Genomic DNA, 19,313 nt, shown 5'->3' on the forward strand with positions numbered 1-19,313 from the left:
CTTTAGCGGCCCTCGACAAAGAGGAGCTTGGTCTTTTTCTTTAGCATCAAAAGCATCACGTAGATAGCCGTGCCGGCAGCAAGAAATACTATCCAGCCGGGACTAAACCAACTGCTACCCGCGATAAGCCTCTCAACGGTCGCAAGTATAAAGAACGAAACGACTATGAGGTAAAAAGCGCTGTACTCGCGCTTTAGCACGTTACGAAGCGAGAACTCAAGTGGCGGCTGCTTCCACCCGCCAAGTTTCGGTATTATCGCCGGGGTCCTCTCGGCCCACTCGACAAAATCTGCCTTGAACTTGTCCCTCAAAAACTCCTCTTCGGCATACATTATCCTCTCGTAATAGAGCCAGTACGTAAGGAACGAGAACACGAAGAACCAGAGCGACTCAACGGCCGCGACAATGCCCATGAATATGAGAAAATTACCAACGTATAGAGGATGCCTCACGTAGGCGTATATGCCGGCTGTGTTGAGGCTCTCTGCAACCTGCCTCTTGGTATTCCTTCCGGAAGTACCCTTTGGCGTGAAACCGACTATCGCGCACCTTACTAAAAGCCCGAGAACGGAGATGGCTATAAAGAATATGTCGGAGGCAAGGCCGCCAAAATGCGCGCTTATGGGCCTTACCGAAAAATACACGGCAAAGGGCATTGGCACAAGTATCAGGAGCGGCAGATAGCTCCTGTGGCGAAACATCCATTCTCCGGTTGTGCGAAACTCCTCTTTTAGCGGCATGTGTCTCCCTTATCCCTGGTCATTGAATAAGAAATATTACCAGAAATATATGCCCGTGTCATCAAAATTGGCAATATCCGCGGCCACGCGGCCCCTGGCGCCGCGGCAAAGGCTGAGGGTCTTGACAAGAGCGCGCTTTTTCAGTATAATCAGAACAAGCTGATTATACTTACGGAGGGCTTATGGCAAAAACATCCAAAAAAAGCGGCGCCGGCTGCTGCGGTGTAAAAGCGGTCTGCACGGTCGAGACCATAATCGCCGTTGACGAAAGAGGCCAGATGGTACTGCCGAAGGAACTAAGAAAAAAAGCGTCCATAAAGGCAGGCGACCGCTTCGCGCTCGCAAGCTTTGAAAAAGACGGGAAGGTATGCTGTATCGCGCTTATAAGGACCGACGAGCTCGTGGGTATGGTAAAGGATAAACTCGGCCCGGTCTTAAAGGAGGTGCTCTGATGGAATGCTGTCCGCCAAAACCAAAATCCCCAAAGGCCTTTGGCACGCCGAAGGCAACATCGTGTTGTCCACCACCTGCTGAAGCCGCGTCCGCGCCAAAGGCGACAACCTCTGAGTGGGCGTTATGCGACCGCTACGGCGCAGTTATGGCGCGCCTCTCTAACAGATTCCGCATGAACTATTCAATAGAACCCGGGCTCTACTCCATAGGAACGCCGTCAAAGGACAGCCATGTGTTCGTCACCGCAAACTATAAGCTTTCTTTCGATGTGCTGCGGCGCGAACTAAAGGGAATAAACGCCCATATCCTTGTCCTCGACACCAAGGGCATAAACGTCTGGTGCGCGGCAGGCAAAGGCACCTTCGGCACCGAAGAGCTCGTAACACGGATATTCAAGGCACGGCTCGGCTCCCATGTCTCGCACGGAAAGATAATCGTTCCGCTTCTTGGCGCCCCGGGTGTAGCTGCCCATGAAGTAAAGCGCCAGACAGGGTTCCACGTTATCTACGGCCCTGCCAATGCACGCGACATAAAGGCCTTTATTGATAACAACATGAAGACAACGCCAAAGATGCGCGTGCCGGACTTTGGCTACGTTGACAGGCTGGTACTTACGCCGATGGAGTTCATCCCTGCGCTAAAAACACTTCCGTATGTTGCGGCGTTTTTATTCATCATAGCCGGTATCGGGGAAAAGGGATTCCTCTACGCCGACGCAACAGATGCGCTGCCGCTCGTGATACTCTCTCTTGCAACAATATTCACCGGCGCGCTCATAACGCCTGTAATCCTGCCGCTCGTGCCCATTCGCTCCTTTGCGCTAAAGGGGCTTATCACAGGAATACTCGCGACCTTCGGCGTGCTCTATATTTCCGGGATAAGCGCAGCAGAGAACACGGCCCTTACTGTTTTTGCTTACGCATTTTTCCCGGCAGTAAGCTCGTACCTCGCGCTTCAGTTTACCGGCGCGACAGCGTATACCAATAAATCCGGGGTTGCAAAGGAACTCAAATACGCGCTGCCGCTCTACAAGGCGGCAATAGCAGTATCTGCGCTCTCGCTCATTACGCACATCGCAACAAAAGGAGGCACGCTATGATATACCTTAAAAACGTCTCCACCCTCGAATACAACACTTCAAAATGCACGGGATGCACCAGGTGCGAACAGGTATGCCCAAGAGGAGTGTTTGTTATGGACGGCAACAAGGCCCGCATAACGGACAAAGACCTTTGCATGGAGTGCGGCGCGTGCCAGAAAAACTGCGCTCACGACGCCATAAAGGTCGACGCAGGAGTGGGCTGCGCCCAGGCGCTGATTTACGCAGAGAACACCGGCGAAGAAGCCTGCTGCGGCTAGGCAGGCGTGACGCCTGCAGCAGGCCGAGGGCCTGCACCCGAATGGGCCTTAAAACAAAAACCAAGCAGCTCTTATAGACTCACGGTAGCTGCCTTTCTATGCTTCTATGACATTCTCTTCAATTTCGGAATATACCTTGTCGATTTTTCCCTGCAACTCGATTGTTTCTTCTATCGAAACGCTCATTCTGCAATAATGTTTAATGTCATCGAGCGATAGCGGCCTCTCTGCCTTCGCCCTTTCTTTTAACCATTTTTCCATGACTCTATAGCCGCCGATGTGGTAATCCCAGACCTCGCTTGATATGCCTTCGAAGTATTGACCTTCGTTTATATGAACCTTTTTATCCTTCGGATCATACTTGGGCTTTTCCACCTTATGATTGCCCTTGCCCTGAAATTTTACCAATGGTTTATTGAGGCTCTTTGATTTAAGGAGATGCAACTCCGCAAGTTCCTGACCAAATACGCCGACTTTTTTGAATAACTTATAATCGCCTGTAAAAGGCACACGCGGAAAATCGCTCTTTAAAAATTCGGCGTATTTTGCCCTATATGTATTCGAATAAAGAACCGCGTAAATATAGTAAAAAATCTCTTCGGGCGTAGGTGCCTTTTTGTAGGCCTTTGTTAAGGCCTCTATGAGCTTAGGCGATATATTCGGCCTTTTGGATGTATACTCGCTCTTTTCCTCGAATAGCATCATCATTGAGCCGCCGAAAGTGGATTTTTTCTTCTGAGGCTCGACTTCTTCGTAGAGATAAAGGGGGAAAAGATACCCGATGCCCTTGTTGCTCAATGTAATTCTACTTTCTACGATTGAATCAACGCAAAAAGCATGGTCAAAAATTCCTTCGGCAACCTGTCTTACGGTTATCAGCCCCAGATTCTCCCTCATCATGTGCCGCATAACATCCTTGCGCGGCATACAATGAAATCCACGCGAGTTACCAGTATAATACGTATACCTAACGTCAAACGGTCTGTATAGAATAGGAACTATCATCTCTTTACGCATACCGCTGGCCATTAAGTCCTTCTGCGCCAAATCAACCTTCCAATCCCTCGCATCATCGCCGAGTTCATAAGCCTTTCTGGCAAAATCAGCGTCGAGTCTCGAAAAATTCAAAACCGTTTGCCAAACTTCATCTTTGGTAAATTTTATCGTCAGATTGTCCCTTGCCGTAACTATACCTACGCTGTTTACCGGGAATACATCCGTAACCTTCCAGAAGGTCTCATATTCCTTTAGAGCCTTTTCGTTTCTCGGTATGAAAAAATAGGCGTCGGACTTGGGATTAAGCTTCTTCCACTTCGTATCGTACAAATCATGGCCTTCGAGCCATGAGTATTTCTTTTCGCGCAAACCGTATAATTCCGAATGATAAACGCCCTTTTCCTTGCTCTTGCCGGTCTTTACGAAAATCGAAATCGCTACACCCTGCTGAATATCAAATACGTTCTCGTCCTTGCTGCCGTCCGGGCATTTTTCCTTCTTAAGGCTATTTCCGTGCAAATCCAAAACATAAACCTCGTCAAAGCTCGTCATCAAAGACCGTCTCATGCCCCTGAACGTCGGGTTATCGAGCCAGCTGTGGTTTGTAATAAAGCCCACCATCCCTCTGCCTGCCTCATCTATCTTCCATTGAGCGAACCTTATGAACTTTACATAATCGTCCTGCAACCACTTCGGGTTCTTCTCTCCAAGCGGTTTACCGTCAACCTGCTTATACGCTCCTATACGCTTAGATATCCACTCGCCGACGTTCGCCGAATGCCCGGAATACGGCGGATTGCCCATAATGACGAGGATTGGGGTTTCGCGCTTTACCTTTCCGGCCTCGTGCGATTCTTCGGAAAGCGCCTTCATGAACGGGAAATTGCTTTGCTCGAACTCCTCAAACTCGAGCGTATTGGTAAGATAGGACTTGAACCTCTCCTCATCGCCGAGCCTAAAGCCCAGTTCCTCGAACAAAAACCCCATCTTCATGTGCCCGACCGCATAGGGAGCCATCATCAATTCGAAGGCGTAGAAGTTTTCAAGGACATGCTGCCTTATCAGCTTTTCACGCGCTCCTTCGCCGTACTTTTTTACGCACCTTTCGACTGCCAGTTTCGCGGCCTCAGCCGGAAAGGTCAGCGTCCCTCCCGCAGGGTCCAATACCGTAACAGCGCGCGTTGCAAGACCGTCTTCCTTGTCAAATTTGTCTTCAAGTATTTTATCGAGGCTTCTTACAATATAGGAAACAACCGGCTCCGGCGTATAGTAGACGCCCCTTTTTTCCCTTGTCTTGGGGTCATATTCCTTAAGAAACGTCTCGTAGAAATGCACAATCGGGTCTTTTCCCTTGCCCTCTTTGGAATAATCGTGCAGGATTTTTCCGACATCCGCGTTTGCCAGCACCTCTACTATGTCGTCAACCACCCACTCCATCTGCTTTGGAAGGTCGCCCAACGAAATGAACTTAAAAACCTCCCTCAATATCCCGATTGTATGGGGTATGAAGTCGTAAGCAGCCCTTCTCGAAAACCGCTCCTTGCACCTCGACCTCGCGGCAAACAGGCCGTAGGCTATTGTCTGGGAATATAAATCCGCGAAATCCTCTTCGCTCAAATCGTGAATCAGGTATTTCTTAAATGCCTCATAGAACTCATAGATACTTCCCTTGCGCCCGCTAGTCACCTCTTCGAGCATTACCTCATCTTTCAAGAAACGCGTTCTTTTCGCAAGCTCTACGGCAAGGGCCTCGGCACTCACTGTCTTTGGGATTGAAAACGAGAAAAACTTGTCAAGCAAGGCATAAAACTCTTTTTCTTCTTCGACAGGAGGCAGGGTCTTGAGTTTTCTGGATATAAACGGCCTTGCCACACGCGCCAAAGCTATGCGCTTACCGTCGCGGTAGAGCCTGAACTCGTAAAAATTAGTCAATATCAGGTTGGGGAAAGTATGCAGGTAACGCTGGAGTTGGTCTGTTTCTTCTATGCTATCAAGGTCTTCCTTGGACGGGTCTTTGGCCTCGATATAACCGGTAATCCGCGTCTTGCCGTCCCAAACTCTGAAATCAGGATTTCCGGCTTCGGTTTTTTTGGGAAGGGTTGTTACTTGAACTTCCTTTAATTTCTTTTCTTCGGAATATCGTTCCAACAATTCTTCAAGGGTCGAATAATAACTTTCTTCCCTCGCGTCCCCGCGCTGTTGGATTTCATAAATGCCCTTTAAATATTCCTTTAACATTGCCTATGTTTTTACCATAAACAGGTTTTTATATCAACAACCCTTTGCCTCAAAACAAAAACCCCCGCGCTGTAAGCGTGGGGGAGCATACTATATACTCTCTAACAAACCGGCAAGTTGGCCGTCAGACCGTACAAAAACATAAGCAAGCCGTCAGGTTTTGCGCCAGACGCGACGAGGCCGTTTTCCCTGCAGAGGCGTATTTTTGTAATACGCCCGGCACTAAAAAACGGCCTCAACAAAGATTGCTTTTATATTCGGGTGCAGGCCCTCGGCCTGCTGCAAAAACCGACGGCTTGTAAACCTTAACCCTCGGCAAAGCCTTTAAGCAGCTTCGCCCTTGTTGGATGGCGTAGCCGCCTTATTGCCTTTGCCTCAATTTGACGCACACGCTCCCTTGTAACGCCAAGCACCTTGCCGACTTCCTCGAGCGTATAATCCTGCCGCTCGCCTATGCCAAAGCGCATCTTTAGAACCTTCTGCTCCCTCGGCGTAAGCGTATCGAGCGCAAGGTCTGTCTGGTAAGAAAGGTCTTTCTCGATTGCCGTCTCGGCAGGAGAAGGCGACTTCTCGTCCACGATAAAATCTCCAAGCGAACTTTCCTCGTCATCTCCTATCGGAGTTTCGAGGCTAAGCGTCTGCTTCATGAGCCTAAGGATACGCCTTACCTTTACTATCGGAATATCCATCCTCTCGGCGATTTCCTCGGGGTCAGGCTCCCTGCCAAGCTCCTTAAGAAGCTGCCTTGAGGTCTGGAGAAGGCGGTTTATTGTCTCTATCATGTGCACGGGAATACGGATCGTTCTTCCGTGGTCGGCAATGGACCTCGTTATCGCCTGCCGTATCCACCACGTGGCGTATGTAGAGAACTTATAGCCCTTCTTATAGTCGAACTTGTCAACGGCCTTCATAAGGCCGATGTTGCCTTCCTGAATAAGGTCGGAGAACTTAAGCCCGAGGTTCACGTAGCGCTTTGCGATGCTGACAACGAGCCTCAAGTTGGCTTCGATGAGGCGCTGCTTTGCCTCGTTCATGTTGTAGTCGTTTATCTTGACGTCGCGAGAGAGCTGCTTTAACTCCTCTCTTTTCATCTCTATCTTTCTAAGTACGCGCTTTATCCGAAGCTTTGACCTCTCGGCCCTCTTGCCGCTTCTCCTGCGCTCCTGGGTCTCGATTCTGTCCTCGAGCCTTGTGATGCGGCGGACGATTCTTGCAAGCAAGGCGCCGCTAAGGTTCATGTCCTTTAGAAGCTTATACGCGCTCTCGCCCTTACGGCGCTTCAACTTCGCGACCTGCTCGAGCACGTCCTCGGCATACTCCTCGTCGAACTGCCCTTCCTCCACCTCGTCAAGAAGTTTTCTCAAAGAGGCCTTTTCCTGCTCTATCCTCTCTGCCACCCTAAGCACCTCGCGCGAGGCAAACGGACTGCCAAGCACAAGACGCTTTAACTCCTCTCTTGCCTCTTCGATGCGCTTTGCAAGCACGACCTCTTCCTCGCGCTTTAGAAGCGATACGGAGCCCATCTCGCGCATGTAGATGCGCACCGGGTCCTCGACCCTCTCGGTCTCGAACTCTTCTTTTGCCTCGGGGGCCTCGCCCTCGGCGCTTCGCGCGTCCTCGGCCGTATCAACGACCTCTATGCCGAGCTCGCCAAGCGTTTCAAGCAGCGTGTCCATCTCCTCAACCGAGAAGTTCTCGTCCGAGAATGCGTCGTTTATCTCATCGTAGGTGAGAAAGCCCTTTTCCTTGCCCGTGCTTATAAGCGCGGCAATCTCGGTGCTGTTGTCGCCGCCCTTTACAACGACTATATCCTCGCCGCTTGCATTGCTGCCGGCAGCCTTTGCCGCCTTCACAGGCTTTACCGCTTTCACAGGCTTTGCCGCTTTTAACGGAGCCTTTTTGGCTGCCGCCTTATTAACGGCCGTGTCCTTTTTTTTGTTTGCCGTTTTCATGGTCGCTTTCCCTGCCATATTAGTTATTTTAAGACAATCTATCTCTTCGAAATAACGGGCTTTTTAATATTCGAGTATAGCACGTAACAATGCCGCGTGTCAAGCCGACGCGCCAAGATGCCACAAACAGCCCAACCCTAACTAGTTGTTTTTAAAGAATAATTTTTACAAGAAAACCCGCAACTATTTTCTCTCCATTTTTCTCTTGCTTTTTTCCTCAAGATGTTTTTTAATATTGTTTTTCGGGAGGCACGGGGCAACCCGCGAAACAAAACCAAAATGATGACACTCGTAATAATAATCCATGTGCTTGTAAGCGTATTTCTCGTGGCCGCCATCCTCATGCAGTTTGGCAAGGGCGCGAGCATGGGAGCAAGCTTCGGCGCTGGCGCAAGCCAGACGATGTTTGGAAGCAGCGGCCCAACGTCGTTCATGGGCAAAGTCACGATAGCGTGCGCAGCGATATTCATGGTCACCTCTCTATACCTCTCGTACGTGGCAAGCACTCCGTCTACCTCGTCCATAATGACGGACGTAAAGGCGGTAGAGAGCGCGCCGGCTGCTCCGGCAGCCCCAGAGGCTCCGGTAAAGCAGGGCACGCCGGAAAACGCGCCTGCTGCGAAATAACATAGTTTCAAGTCCAGGGTAAAACGCCGAAGTGGTGGAATTGGCAGACACGCCATCTTGAGGGGGTGGTGGGGCAACCCGTGGGGGTTCGAGTCCCCCCTTCGGCACCACTTACTTTCTTTTTACGAAAAAAGAAAGTAAGCAAAGAAACCTGGGGCATAATTAAAAATCTTGCAACACGCTCACAGTACCAGCCTAATCAATCCACGCACCACATCGTCTTCTTCTACGAAAGAAAGTACGCAAAGAAACCTGGGCATAATTAAAAATCTTGCAACACGCTCACAGTACCAGCCTAATCAACCCACGCACCACACCGTTCTCTTCTACGAAAAAAGAAAGCAAGCAAAGAAACCCGTGGCGTAATTAAAAATCTTGCAACACGCTCACAGTACCAGCCTAATCAATCCAAGCAACAGACCGTTTTCTTCTACGAAAAAAAGCAAATAACAACAAAATACAGCAGAGCGATTCCCCGTTCAAACCTACAACAATAAAAAAACGGCCGCAAGGCCGGTTTTTTTATCAATATATTATACGCTCATATCCGCGCCCAGGCGGCTAGCGCCTACTCGGGCTGACAGCTTAGCAGTTCATCCTTTCGCTCCTCTGGAATGGTAGTCGGCTTTCGCGGCGGCTCTTTCTCGTAGACAAGGGTCATCTGGTTCTGTTTTAGCGAAACCTCGCCCTTGACCTTCCTGTCTATGTTCTCTACCGTTACAGCGCCCTCGTGCAGCCCGACGCCGGTAAAGAGCCTTCCGGCATCGGTGCCAACCCATACGCTGAAATAAGTGCCCTTTACGCCGACAACCGCGGTAGGGGTATTGACGCGGAAGGAACCTGCCTGTGATTTGCTTACAAGCGACCTTAGCCTGCCCTCGAAAAGACTGACCATGGAACGTCCGCGTTTTCTGTCTTTACGCATGGAGAACTCGTTTATAACCATAGTTGAATCGGGTTGCAGCGTAAGCACGCTGTCGTCCTTCATAAGAAGCTTTACCCTGCTTGTGCCAAATGTCTCAATCTTGTCGTTCACATACACGGCATCGTTCAGGGCGGCCTCGCGAACGACCTTGCCGCGCTTTATCGTCACCTTGCCCTTGAGCGCGGCAACGTGCCCCGCAGGGCCCGCGGCGTAACTTACAGAACAATAACCGACAACGGCAAACAACACCGCTATGATCAATATAATCCTTCCCATACCCAAAAAGCGTATATTTTTGCCGGGCGGATGTCAACAACTTATTTCCCCCCAGGCAAAACGCCGCCAATTAAACATCCCATCTATGTTTGCTTGACTTTTAAACGAATATGGATTACATATTTTATATGGGCACACGTATGGCATATGCCGTTATCATTGCGTTTTCATGCTCGGCCCTGTTTTCGGCATCCACCGCCGCTGCCGAAGAAGGCATGACAACAACGGATTTCGTCCCGGTATCTGGCACTGTCGTTGATGCGTGCTCGGTCGACGCAACCGCAGGCAACGGCCTCCAGGTCACATGCACAAACAGCGCCGGTTCGCAAACAAGCGTCTCGGCAGATACGCTGCTTTCGGGCTCCGGCACGGCGGCAGGCTCAAACGTGGATATAACCCTTGACCCCAAAACCCTCTACGAAACAAAGGACTTCGATTCGTTTAGCACGGCCTACAGCCCCGGGCTTGTGGAGGAGAGCTCTCTGCAAAAGAAGGGCTGCGGTGACAAGACGGCCACACCGGCCGGCGTGACCGTCACATGGTGAAAAAAATATTTGCAATAGCCGCATTCGCGGCCCTTATGCTCTGCTCTGGCGAGGCCATGGCATGCACTGTAAAGGCTACGACTCCGGGGCTTGGCACGTACGCCACGAATCAGCCGGTCAACAACGATTCGAGTGGCTTTGTAACTGTAAACTGCCCCGGCACAACCCCCTACAACATCGGCCTTGATAACGGCCTTCACTACGCCGCGCCCTACAGACGGCTGCAAAACGGCGCCAGCTTCGCCAATTACGACCTATATAAGGACGCCTCGCGCACGCAAAAATGGGGGCTGGCACTTACGGAAGAACTCGTATACGGCATGGGCACCGGAACAGACCAGACATACTCGGTCTTTTCCAGGGTATTTGCCGTGCAATCGCTGCCGCCCGGGACATACACAGATACCGTCATCGTAACGGTTACCTACTAAGCACTTATCCTGCACCGCACATACCTTTATCTACAGCTATCTACAACCACATTGCCGGCAAAAACAACTTGACTTATATCGGACGAAGGTGTAACATTTAAACTGTCATTTTGTTTATTACCAAACATAAATAAGTAAAAATAACTTGTTTACCAATAAGGAGGATAAATAGTATGAGTAACTTCGCCGCAAAGACACTTCTGACAATTGCCGTTATATTTGCCGTAATGGTCTTTATCCCGGCACCGTCACATGCAGCACTGGCTACAACCTCGTTGAACATAAGTCTCAGCACCGCCAACACTTGCAGTGTCGCAACCAATCCGATAAACCTTGGTAACTACAGCAACCTGCAGCCAACCGAAAATGTCAACACGGTAACAAACGCCATAGTGGTGACCTGCACAAGCGGCGTAAACTATACAGTCGACTTGGGACAGGGCTCGAACTTCGGTCTTGGTCCGCAAGGCGGCAGGTCTCTTAAGGACGGCGGCGCAGGCACCACTTTCCTCTCATACAGGTTATACTGGGATACAGCTAAAACACAAATTGCCGGCTCGACCATTCCTACCGGCACCTCCAAAGGAGGCGTTGGCAACGGTTCGGTGCAACTTATAGAGCTAACAGGTGTTGCCCTGGCAAACCAGCCGGTAACTGTGCAGGCACCATACGCGGATACGGTCACCATAGACGTAACTTGGTAAGAATAACAACCCGTATAGTGCCACACGGCTAAAATATAGAACATACGCTCACTAAGGGAGATAATGCCATGAAAAAACGTCTTATTTTAACCTTTGCCGCTATAGCAACCATCATTATCACACTGATAGCGGTTGCACCGCCGTCTACCCAGGCGCTTACATCGACAACGACCATGAACTTCTCGATGCTTGTGCAAGGCACTTGCTCGGTAACAGCCTCAGCCGTAACCATACCGCCATACGCAAGCAATCAACCCACGAATAACACAACAGATGCCACAATTTCGGTATACTGCCCAATGGGCACAAATTACGGCATAGACATAGATGGTGGGTTGCATAAGGGTCTGTCCCCAAATCCAACCTATACTAACACAAGGGCCCTTGCAGACCCGTTAAATATGAGCCATATAGCATACCTGCTCAACTGGATAAACCCGCTTACCCAAGCCCTTGAAGGGCCTGCTGGCATTGGCGCTGACGCTGGCACCCCACGGATAGATTCGGGCACAGGCGCAACACAGAACTTCAAGGTTCGCGTGACCGTCCCGGGCAATCAGTGGGGCAACACAGGGCTCACATACACGGATTCTGCAACGGTTACGGTAACATATTAAAAAAAACAGATAAGGAGACGTAGACAAATATGAAGCGCATTATAATCATCTCGGCAATAATAGCAACAGCGGCAATACTGGCACTTTCACTCTCAACGCACAAGGCAGAGGCAATGAGCGCCACAGGCTCGATAAGCGTCTCCGGAACTGTCGTAATAGCCTGTTCGGTAACGACCAGCGCCGTAGTATTCCCGCAGTATATAACAACGCAGCCCGGCAACGTAGCGGCGCCTAACGCTCCGGTAAACGTCACCTGCGCAAACGGCGTGCCCTATACTATAGATTTAGATAACGGCGCAAACGGAACAGCGCCGCAAAGAAGCATGAAGGATGCCGGCGCAAACCTCCTAAACTACACCCTTTACTGGGATGCGGGGTCAACGCAGGTGGCAGGCTCTGTCTCCGGCGGCGCAGCCACTGCATCGATTACCGGAAACGGCGCAGTCCAGGCGCAAGGCCTTTACGGCGTAATACCTGGCGGACAGGCGGCGGTACCAGGAGCCTATACAGACACAGTCGGCGTAACAGTAACCTACTGACAAGCTTCTGCATAAAGATATGCTCAAAGGGCCCTTTCGAGGGCCCTTTGCTTTTCCGGCCGCCCACTATCTTTAACCGGTCATTTAACGCCATTGCCACACACTTGGCCACAAGCTGCCAAAAACCGAATAAACATAAAAAAATCCTTGACTTAGGCGCTTTTTAGTTGTAGTATTCCAATGTAATTTCAAGAAAATGTCAAACCATGGCAGGAGAAACACCATGACCAAAAAAGCCATTCTTTTTTTACTACCGCTATTTCTGCTCATGCCATCGATCGTTTACGCCAGTTCCCTGAATGTGCTCCCGCTAAAAGTATTCATAACCCCGGACAAGAAAACCGACAGCCTTGTCCTTAAAAACGAAGGCGATGAAACAGTCACCATCAAGGTAAAGGTCTACGAATGGACCCAGAACGACAAGGGCGCTGACATAACCGAAAAGGCCGCCGAAGATATCGCCTACATGCCGAAAATCCTTACCATTAACGCAAAGGGCGAAGGCAGAATAAAGATAGGCTACAACTATGATAAGGGCTCCGAGCCGGCGGAGAGAACCTACAGAATCATAATCGAAGAGGTGCCGCAGTCGTTCACATCGGATACTCCGGTGCTGAAAATAGCGCTAAGGATCTCGGTCCCCATATTCATAGCTCCGTCGAAAAAAGCCGTGCCGTCTGGCAAGATAACCGGCGTCAATACATCCAAAGGCGCCCTCTCCTTTGACATAGAAAACACCGGCAAGACGCACTTCCAGATAACCAAGGCAAGTGTTGCAATACTTGACGCTTCCGGAAAAGAAATAGGAAACGTGCCCATAAAAAGCTGGTACGTGCTTTCAGGCAAAAAAAGGCCACACTCTGCAGAGATACCGCCCGATATATGCAAAACAGCGGCAAAACTGGCAATGACCGCCGAGGCCGCGGGCCTCACCTTGAAAGAAACCGTCAATGTGGACAAGAAAATGTGCAATTAAGATTGCGCTTTTTCTCTCTGCCCTATTTTACATTTTCCTTTTCTCAACGTCCGCCACGGCAAGCGAAAAGGCAATCCTTACATTCTACCTAAACGATGTCGAAAAAGGCGACGGCTTCGTCTACACCACGGAGTCCGGCGACGTGCTCGTTCTCTCGGAAGACCTGACCGAGATAGGCATCATCGTAAAAGGCAAGGAGACCGTCATAGGCGGCCAGCGCCATACCTCGCTGAAATCTCTGAAAGCCACCGGCATTGACTACGCCCTGGACGCGTCGGTAGCCACACTGAAGCTGACAGCCCCGCCAAGCGCATTCGAACAAACCGTCATAGGGCTCGGCAGACTAAGGCCCAAGGGGCTAGAGTCCCCTGAGACAAGCTCCGCGTTCCTGAACTACTCATTCGACTTCACGCGCGACCATTACTTCGACCCGACGGCCTTCTCCATGCCGCTCGAACTAGGCGTAAGGTACAGAAAATACCTCCTCTACTCTACTTACTCCTACACAAAAAACAACGACGGAGAGACCTCGGTTCGCATGATGACAAACATCGTGCGCGACGACACCGCGCGCATGCGCCGCTACATACTCGGCGACTTAAACGCTACGACCATGGAACTCGGCGGCGGTTCGACCATAGGCGGACTCGGCATCTCTAAAAATTACTCGCTAAACCCGTTCTTCCTTCGCTACCCAGGTCTCACTCTAACGGGCATCATAACATCGCCATCGGACGTAGAACTATGGGTCGACGGCTCGCTTGTAAGCAAGCAGACCCTTCACCCGGGCGAATTCGAGTTCAAAAACATTCCTCTTACAAGCGGCGTTGGCGAGGCCTCAATGGTCATACGCGACTCGTTTGGCAAGGAAAAGCGCATCGTCGTCCCGTTTTATTTCTTTTCGACACTTCTGGCCAAAGGATTTCACGAATACTCATACAACACAGGATTTAGAAGGCTACACCTCGGCCAGGAAAGCGACGACTACGACAAAAATCCCTCATTCCTTGCCTTCCACCGCTACGGACTGACCGAGGCCCTCACCCTCGGCTACAGGGCCGAAGGAACAAACGGCATGGCAAGCGGCGGCCTCATGACGAACTTCATGCTCGGCCCGCTGGGTTTCTTCGACGCTGCATACGCAAGCTCCAAAGAAGAGGTCACGGACAAATCCGGCGATGCGTACTCCGTAGGATATACCTATTCCATCGGCAAGTACGGAGTAAACCTAAGAGGTACGCTCCGCTCCTACAGCAGGTACTACACGAACCTCTCCATGCCAGTTGCGAAGGACAGGGCAAGCGAAGAACTCATAGCATCCATATCCTACGCAAACCGCCTGATGGGAAGCGTATCTCTCGGGTATACCAACGCCCACCATTACGAGCAGGAAGACTTCGAAAAATACTCGCTTAAATACTCACGGAGCCTGTTCAGGGGCTTATCCTTCGACACAACGCTCTCTGTCACCCAAACGAGCACCAGACGCACTGAAGAGATATTCGCGAACCTGCGATACATGATAGGAAATACCACCACGGCCGCGCTCGGCTACGAAAACACCGACGGCACGGCCAAAGGCATAGCAACTATTAACAAAGCGCCGATTAACGACAAAGGCGCGGCCCTGAGGCTTCGGGCAGAGCGCACGGAAGAGCAAACAACAAACTACGACAACGAAGCCATGTACTATGCGCGCTACGGCATCTACTCGGCGCGATACAACGAAACATTCGACATATCGTCCTACAGCGCGCGGGCTGCCGGCAGCATAGCAACGGCAGGCGGAAGCGTGCATCTCGGACAACCGATAAGCGATTCCTTCGCGATAGTCAAGACAGGCAACATAAAAGGCCTCGGCGTAACGGCAAACGGCGCGACAGCCTATCCGACCGACTGGCGCGGCGAAACGCTCCTTACCAGGCTTACGGCATATGAGGCAAACAACATAAGCATCAAAGACGACGAAGTGCCGCTCGGATACTCTCTGCCGACCTACACGCGCTACGTCTCGCTCCAGACTAGGGGAGGAACACTGCTTGACTTCGCTCCGGCAAAGCTGCAGGCAATAACCGGAAATGTACACATAGTGGAAAACGGCAGAATAACGCCGGCAGAATTCTGGCTCATGACAGTAACCGCAGCGGGCGTTGACTACGGATCGCCTCTTATCCAGAACGGCGAGTTCTACCTCGAAAACATTCCTGTAGGAAAACATACCGCGCAGATACGGCGCGGCGACAAGAACTGCTCCGTTGATATCTCCGTACCGGAGAGCAAGGCCGTAGAGATAAGCGTCGGCCTTATACTATGCAAAAACATGGCCGAGGGCCCCGGTGTCGACGAAAAGGAAAAGGTTGCTATTAAGACCGAGGATACGGGCTTTGCAACGGCAATAGCACCGCCGCCTTCCAAGCCGACGGCGGCAGGCACCACGCATCCGATAGGAGCCGCAGCAGGCAAACCGGCCGCAAAAATCCCGGTTATAAGCGGCACCCTGCTTATTCTCGAAGGCACTACGGCAAAACCAGCGGCAAATTGGACGGTAACGCTCGAAAACGCCAAAGACGAGCACAGCTTCGCATTGGACGAGAAAGGCTCGTTTGCAGCCAAAGACGTGGCCGGTGGCGCCTACGAAGGCACGGCAACCAACACCACAGGCAACGCTATTTGCGATTTCCCGCTCATGATACCGCCCTCTACCGGCAATTCCATTGCACTTCCGTCCATAACCTGCACAGAACTCTACGCTCTGACCTCTATGGAAGGTAAAAATTACTCGGTGCAGGTCGGCGCATTCAAGGAAAGAGACAATGCAGAAGAAGTTCTTCGCCGCTTCAAAGACGGCGGCTTCGACACCTTTATATACGAAGACACGCTTGTCAGGGTATGGGTCGGCAGCTTCGAAAAAAGAGGCGATGCCGCGCGCCTCGCACGCAACCTGAGAAAATCAACGGACAGCGACGCCTACGTCATGGAATTCGCAAAAACTTCGCTCACCCCGAAAACAACAGGAGCAGCAAGCTCCTTTACGGTACAGGCCGGTGCCTTCCTCGTCCCCGAGCACGCTGAAGAACGGTTAAACACTCTAAGAGAAAAAGGTTACGATGCCTTTATATATAGCGACAGGACATTCTCACGGGTGCTGGTCGGTAAGTTCGACAATCTCGCCGAAGCAACATCGCTTGGGCGAAGCATCGAAGCAAAAGAAGGATTCGACACATTCGTAACCGCCGTTACGCGCGCCCAACTTGCGTCTCGCGCAGGCAAACGCAGCTATTACGCAGTGCAGGCCGGAACCTTCAAAAACCGCTCTGAGGCCGAGGCTCTTCTTAAATACTATCGGAGCGAAGGCTACGATGCACACATATACGAAAACACCACGATACGCGTGCTGATAGGCAAATTCAATACAAAAAAAGAAGCCTCAGAAGAACGCGGCCTGATAAAGAAACGCTTGGCCAAAGAAACTTCCGTTGTTGAAATCAAACCGGCACCCGGCAAACAACCTTAGAGGCAAAATCAAAATCCTGGCACTCGAATTCGATAACAACACCAAAAAACTGCTCCGCTGGAAACACGGAAAACTAAAGTAAAAACAGCTGGTTACTCAAAAAACAAGGGGCGGCCATAGGGCCGCCCCTTCTCTGTTGCACGATTATCTTTGAAACTTACTTCTTGGTCGTGGTCTTTGCCGGTGCCGGAGCTGCTGCAGGAGCCGGAGCTGCCGCAGGTGCAGGAACTGCCGCAGGGGCCGGAGTTGCCTCAGGTGCCGGTGCTGCCGCAGGTGCTGCGGGCGGAGCAGGAGCCGGGGCCGGGGCCTCGCTCTTACAACCGGTCATTACCGCGAGCGGGAGCACAAGTGCTGCCGCTGCAAACATCGCAAATATCTTCTTCATTTTTTCTTTCCTCCAGATGGAATATTTTTTTAACGCATACCCTGAGGGTTATATATCAAGAACCATGATAGGTTTAATCAAGAATATTACTCTCATATTTGGCAAGTGTCAAGAGCTAAAAATTTTTCGCCTGTGTGCGCCTTGACATGCCGCTGATATCGGCTATATTCTACTCATAGCACGGCGCACACCTAAAGCCACACACCTTTGCCCCGCCTGCAAAAACCGCAAAGGAGGTAACACGCGATGCAACCAACACTCAAACCGAAAATACATCGCGACTACATGCACACCATCGCAAAAAATATTGCAACAGGAATCAACAGCGAGGAAATCTCGAAAAACAGGGGCGGCTCAAGGCGGCTTCTTGCGAAACTTGCCGGCACGCTGACACTAAACCTTGCGCTGGACTACCAGTCTATATATCCGCTTCTAAACGCCCACGTCGACGAAAACATAAGAAGCAGCGCGGAAAAACTAAAAACAAAAGTAGCGAACCTTGGCAATACCGCAGAGATATACATACGCAAATGGGAAAGCGAGACATCCATATTAAACGCCACAGAGGCTTTTGTGACGGACACAAAAGAACTTTTCTTTACCCTGGCGCAAACGATAGAGGAAACAAACAATGTCATGGCTCCGTTGACCGAGCTGCCGGGACAGTAAAACACAAAAAAATACGGCGCAAGGGAATTATCCCCGCGCCGCAACATATACTTACCTAAGAGAAAATCAGGCGTTCTTTAGCGCGCCAAACGCCGCCTTTGCCGTTTCCTCGGCCTCTCTTACCGTATCGCTTATGCCTATGCCCTTATACGCGCTTCCGGTAAGATAAAGCCCCTTGTGCCTGGAGCTAAGCTTCATTATCTCCTCCACTCTCTCTATGTGCCCGATAGTGTACTGCGGCATGGAGTTCTTCCACCTGTATATGCGCGTTAGCACAGGAACCGCGTCTATTCCCATTATGTCCTTCAACTCGGCCCTCACAACAGCGCTCATCTCCTCATCGGTCATATCAACGAGCGCGGCGTTCGAAGCGCCTCCGACAAAGCACCTGATAAGCACCTTATCATCGGGCGCCCTGCCCTCCCACTTAACCGAGCTCCACGTGGCTGCCATGATTTTCCTGCCCTCTGTCCTCGGTATGACAAAGCCGAAACCGTCTAACGGGTGTTTTATGTCTTTTTTCTCGAATGCGATAGAAACGGTCGCTGTTGAAACATACGCAATCGTTCTCAAAAGCTGTGGCAGTTCTCTGTCAACGCCGCCTATGAGGTTCGCGGTCACATGCGCAGGGGTTGTGAATATTACCGCATCCGCCCTCAGAGAAGACCCGTCGCCAAGTGTTATGGCATACCCGAGTTCCTTATTCTCCTTTATATCAGCGGCCATGGTATTTGTGCGTATCTCGACCGCGTCCTTTGACCTCTCCACAAGCTTATCTATCAGTTCGACAAGCCCGCCCTTTAGCGTCATGAACATCGTGGGCCTCGGGCCTGCCTGAGAAGCCGCGGGCTTTGCGCCGCCGTGCATACCGCCGCTCTTCATCCTCGCCAGCATGCCTTTTATCAGACTTCCGTACTTTTCTTCGAGCTCAACGAACTTCGGAAAACTCGAGCGAATGCTCATGGTATCGGGGTCCCCTGCATGCACTCCGGCAACGAGCGGCTCTGCTATCTTATCCAGGGCCTCTTTACCAAGCCTCCTTGTCACGAACTCGGCAAGGCTCTCGTCCTTATTTCCTTTTTTCTTAGGTATAAAGAGCTCAAGCCCCATCCTTATCATTCCGGGTATGGAGATAAGACTGCTCGTAAGAAGCGGGAGCATCTTTGTCGGGACCATTAATATGACGCCTTCTGGCAGAAGATGAAGCTTGCCTTTTGAAAGAACAAAGGTCTTGCCTCTTGGCCTGGCGGTCGGCATGAGCCTGTCGCCAAGCCCAAGCTTTCTGCAAAGCGCCATTGCCCATGGCTTTTCGGATAAGAAACAATCCGGCCCGCCCTCTATGAGATAACCCTCTGTCTTCTCGGTGC

Annotated in this window: 18 protein-coding genes and 1 tRNA gene; 13 read left to right on the forward strand and 6 right to left on the reverse strand. The window is 51.1% G+C overall.

The window, feature by feature from the left end:
• Positions 1–2: 2 nt before the first annotated feature.
• Positions 3–740 (reverse strand): isoprenylcysteine carboxylmethyltransferase family protein, encoded by a 738-nt coding sequence (locus OEV59_02760; protein ID MDH4226665.1) that lies wholly within the window; start codon positions 738–740, stop codon positions 3–5.
• 182 nt (positions 741–922) lie between these two features.
• On the opposite strand from OEV59_02760, the gene OEV59_02765 reads away from it, so the two are divergent.
• From OEV59_02765 to hgcB, 3 genes are read left to right on the forward strand one after another with little or no spacing between them, the layout of a single operon-like run.
• Positions 923–1,192 (forward strand): HgcAB-associated protein, encoded by a 270-nt coding sequence (locus tag OEV59_02765; GenBank protein MDH4226666.1) that lies wholly within the window; start codon positions 923–925, stop codon positions 1,190–1,192.
• Entirely contained in the window at positions 1,192–2,292 is a 1,101-nt protein-coding gene (gene hgcA, locus OEV59_02770) for a mercury methylation corrinoid protein HgcA (protein ID MDH4226667.1), read from the forward strand. Before OEV59_02765 ends, hgcA begins: the two co-directional genes overlap by 1 nt.
• A complete protein-coding gene (hgcB, locus tag OEV59_02775; protein ID MDH4226668.1) occupies positions 2,289–2,552 on the forward strand; it encodes a mercury methylation ferredoxin HgcB in 264 nt (87 codons plus the stop codon). The genes hgcA and hgcB overlap by 4 nt, the downstream gene beginning before the upstream one ends.
• A 96-nt stretch (positions 2,553–2,648) precedes the next feature.
• On the opposite strand, the gene OEV59_02780 is transcribed toward hgcB, so the two are convergent.
• Complete coding sequence (locus OEV59_02780; protein ID MDH4226669.1) at positions 2,649–5,786, reverse strand: N-6 DNA methylase; 3,138 nt, start codon at positions 5,784–5,786, stop codon at positions 2,649–2,651.
• Positions 5,787–6,091: 305 nt separating this feature from the next.
• Positions 6,092–7,738 carry an RNA polymerase sigma factor RpoD gene (gene rpoD / locus OEV59_02785; GenBank protein MDH4226670.1) on the reverse strand — a complete coding sequence of 549 codons (1,647 nt, stop codon included), beginning with the start codon at positions 7,736–7,738 and terminating at the stop codon, positions 6,092–6,094.
• Positions 7,739–8,020: 282 nt separating this feature from the next.
• Between rpoD and secG the strand changes: the two genes are divergently transcribed.
• Positions 8,021–8,365 carry a preprotein translocase subunit SecG gene (gene secG / locus OEV59_02790; GenBank protein ID MDH4226671.1) on the forward strand — a complete coding sequence of 115 codons (345 nt, stop codon included), beginning with the start codon at positions 8,021–8,023 and terminating at the stop codon, positions 8,363–8,365.
• Positions 8,366–8,390: 25 nt separating this feature from the next.
• Positions 8,391–8,475 (forward strand) — tRNA-Leu (locus tag OEV59_02795).
• Between the two features lie 458 nt (positions 8,476–8,933).
• On the opposite strand, the gene OEV59_02800 is transcribed toward OEV59_02795, so the two are convergent.
• A complete protein-coding gene (locus tag OEV59_02800; GenBank protein ID MDH4226672.1) occupies positions 8,934–9,566 on the reverse strand; it encodes a FecR family protein in 633 nt (210 codons plus the stop codon).
• A gap of 140 nt (positions 9,567–9,706) precedes the next feature.
• On the opposite strand from OEV59_02800, the gene OEV59_02805 reads away from it, so the two are divergent.
• From OEV59_02805 to OEV59_02835, 7 genes are all read left to right on the forward strand, one after another.
• Positions 9,707–10,111, forward strand: a complete 405-nt coding sequence (locus OEV59_02805) for a hypothetical protein (protein ID MDH4226673.1) — start codon at positions 9,707–9,709, stop codon at positions 10,109–10,111.
• Positions 10,105–10,542 carry a spore coat U domain-containing protein gene (locus tag OEV59_02810; GenBank protein ID MDH4226674.1) on the forward strand — a complete coding sequence of 146 codons (438 nt, stop codon included), beginning with the start codon at positions 10,105–10,107 and terminating at the stop codon, positions 10,540–10,542. Before OEV59_02805 ends, OEV59_02810 begins: the two co-directional genes overlap by 7 nt.
• Positions 10,543–10,715: 173 nt before the next feature.
• On the forward strand, positions 10,716–11,246 hold the full coding sequence (locus OEV59_02815; GenBank protein MDH4226675.1) for a spore coat U domain-containing protein: 531 nt from the start codon (positions 10,716–10,718) through the stop codon (positions 11,244–11,246).
• Between the two features lie 68 nt (positions 11,247–11,314).
• Positions 11,315–11,863 (forward strand): spore coat U domain-containing protein, encoded by a 549-nt coding sequence (locus OEV59_02820; protein MDH4226676.1) that lies wholly within the window; start codon positions 11,315–11,317, stop codon positions 11,861–11,863.
• Positions 11,864–11,892: 29 nt separating this feature from the next.
• Complete coding sequence (locus OEV59_02825) at positions 11,893–12,402, forward strand: spore coat U domain-containing protein (GenBank protein ID MDH4226677.1); 510 nt, start codon at positions 11,893–11,895, stop codon at positions 12,400–12,402.
• Positions 12,403–12,670: 268 nt separating this feature from the next.
• Positions 12,671–13,378, forward strand: coding sequence for a fimbria/pilus periplasmic chaperone (locus tag OEV59_02830; protein ID MDH4226678.1), 708 nt, complete (start codon positions 12,671–12,673; stop codon positions 13,376–13,378).
• Positions 13,353–16,892, forward strand: coding sequence for an SPOR domain-containing protein (locus OEV59_02835; GenBank protein ID MDH4226679.1), 3,540 nt, complete (start codon positions 13,353–13,355; stop codon positions 16,890–16,892). The genes OEV59_02830 and OEV59_02835 overlap by 26 nt, the downstream gene beginning before the upstream one ends.
• Positions 16,893–17,049: 157 nt before the next feature.
• On the opposite strand, the gene OEV59_02840 is transcribed toward OEV59_02835, so the two are convergent.
• Complete coding sequence (locus OEV59_02840) at positions 17,050–17,277, reverse strand: hypothetical protein (protein ID MDH4226680.1); 228 nt, start codon at positions 17,275–17,277, stop codon at positions 17,050–17,052.
• 246 nt (positions 17,278–17,523) lie between these two features.
• Between OEV59_02840 and OEV59_02845 the strand changes: the two genes are divergently transcribed.
• Complete coding sequence (locus OEV59_02845; protein MDH4226681.1) at positions 17,524–17,946, forward strand: hypothetical protein; 423 nt, start codon at positions 17,524–17,526, stop codon at positions 17,944–17,946.
• Positions 17,947–18,012: 66 nt separating this feature from the next.
• Here OEV59_02845 and hemG read toward each other — a convergent pair.
• Positions 18,013–19,313: protoporphyrinogen oxidase (gene hemG, locus OEV59_02850; GenBank protein ID MDH4226682.1), on the reverse strand; the 1,301-nt coding region annotated here is incomplete at its 5' end.

This window comes from Deltaproteobacteria bacterium (assembly GCA_029858205.1).
GTDB lineage: Bacteria > Desulfobacterota > GWC2-55-46 > GWC2-55-46 > DRQE01 > JAOUFM01.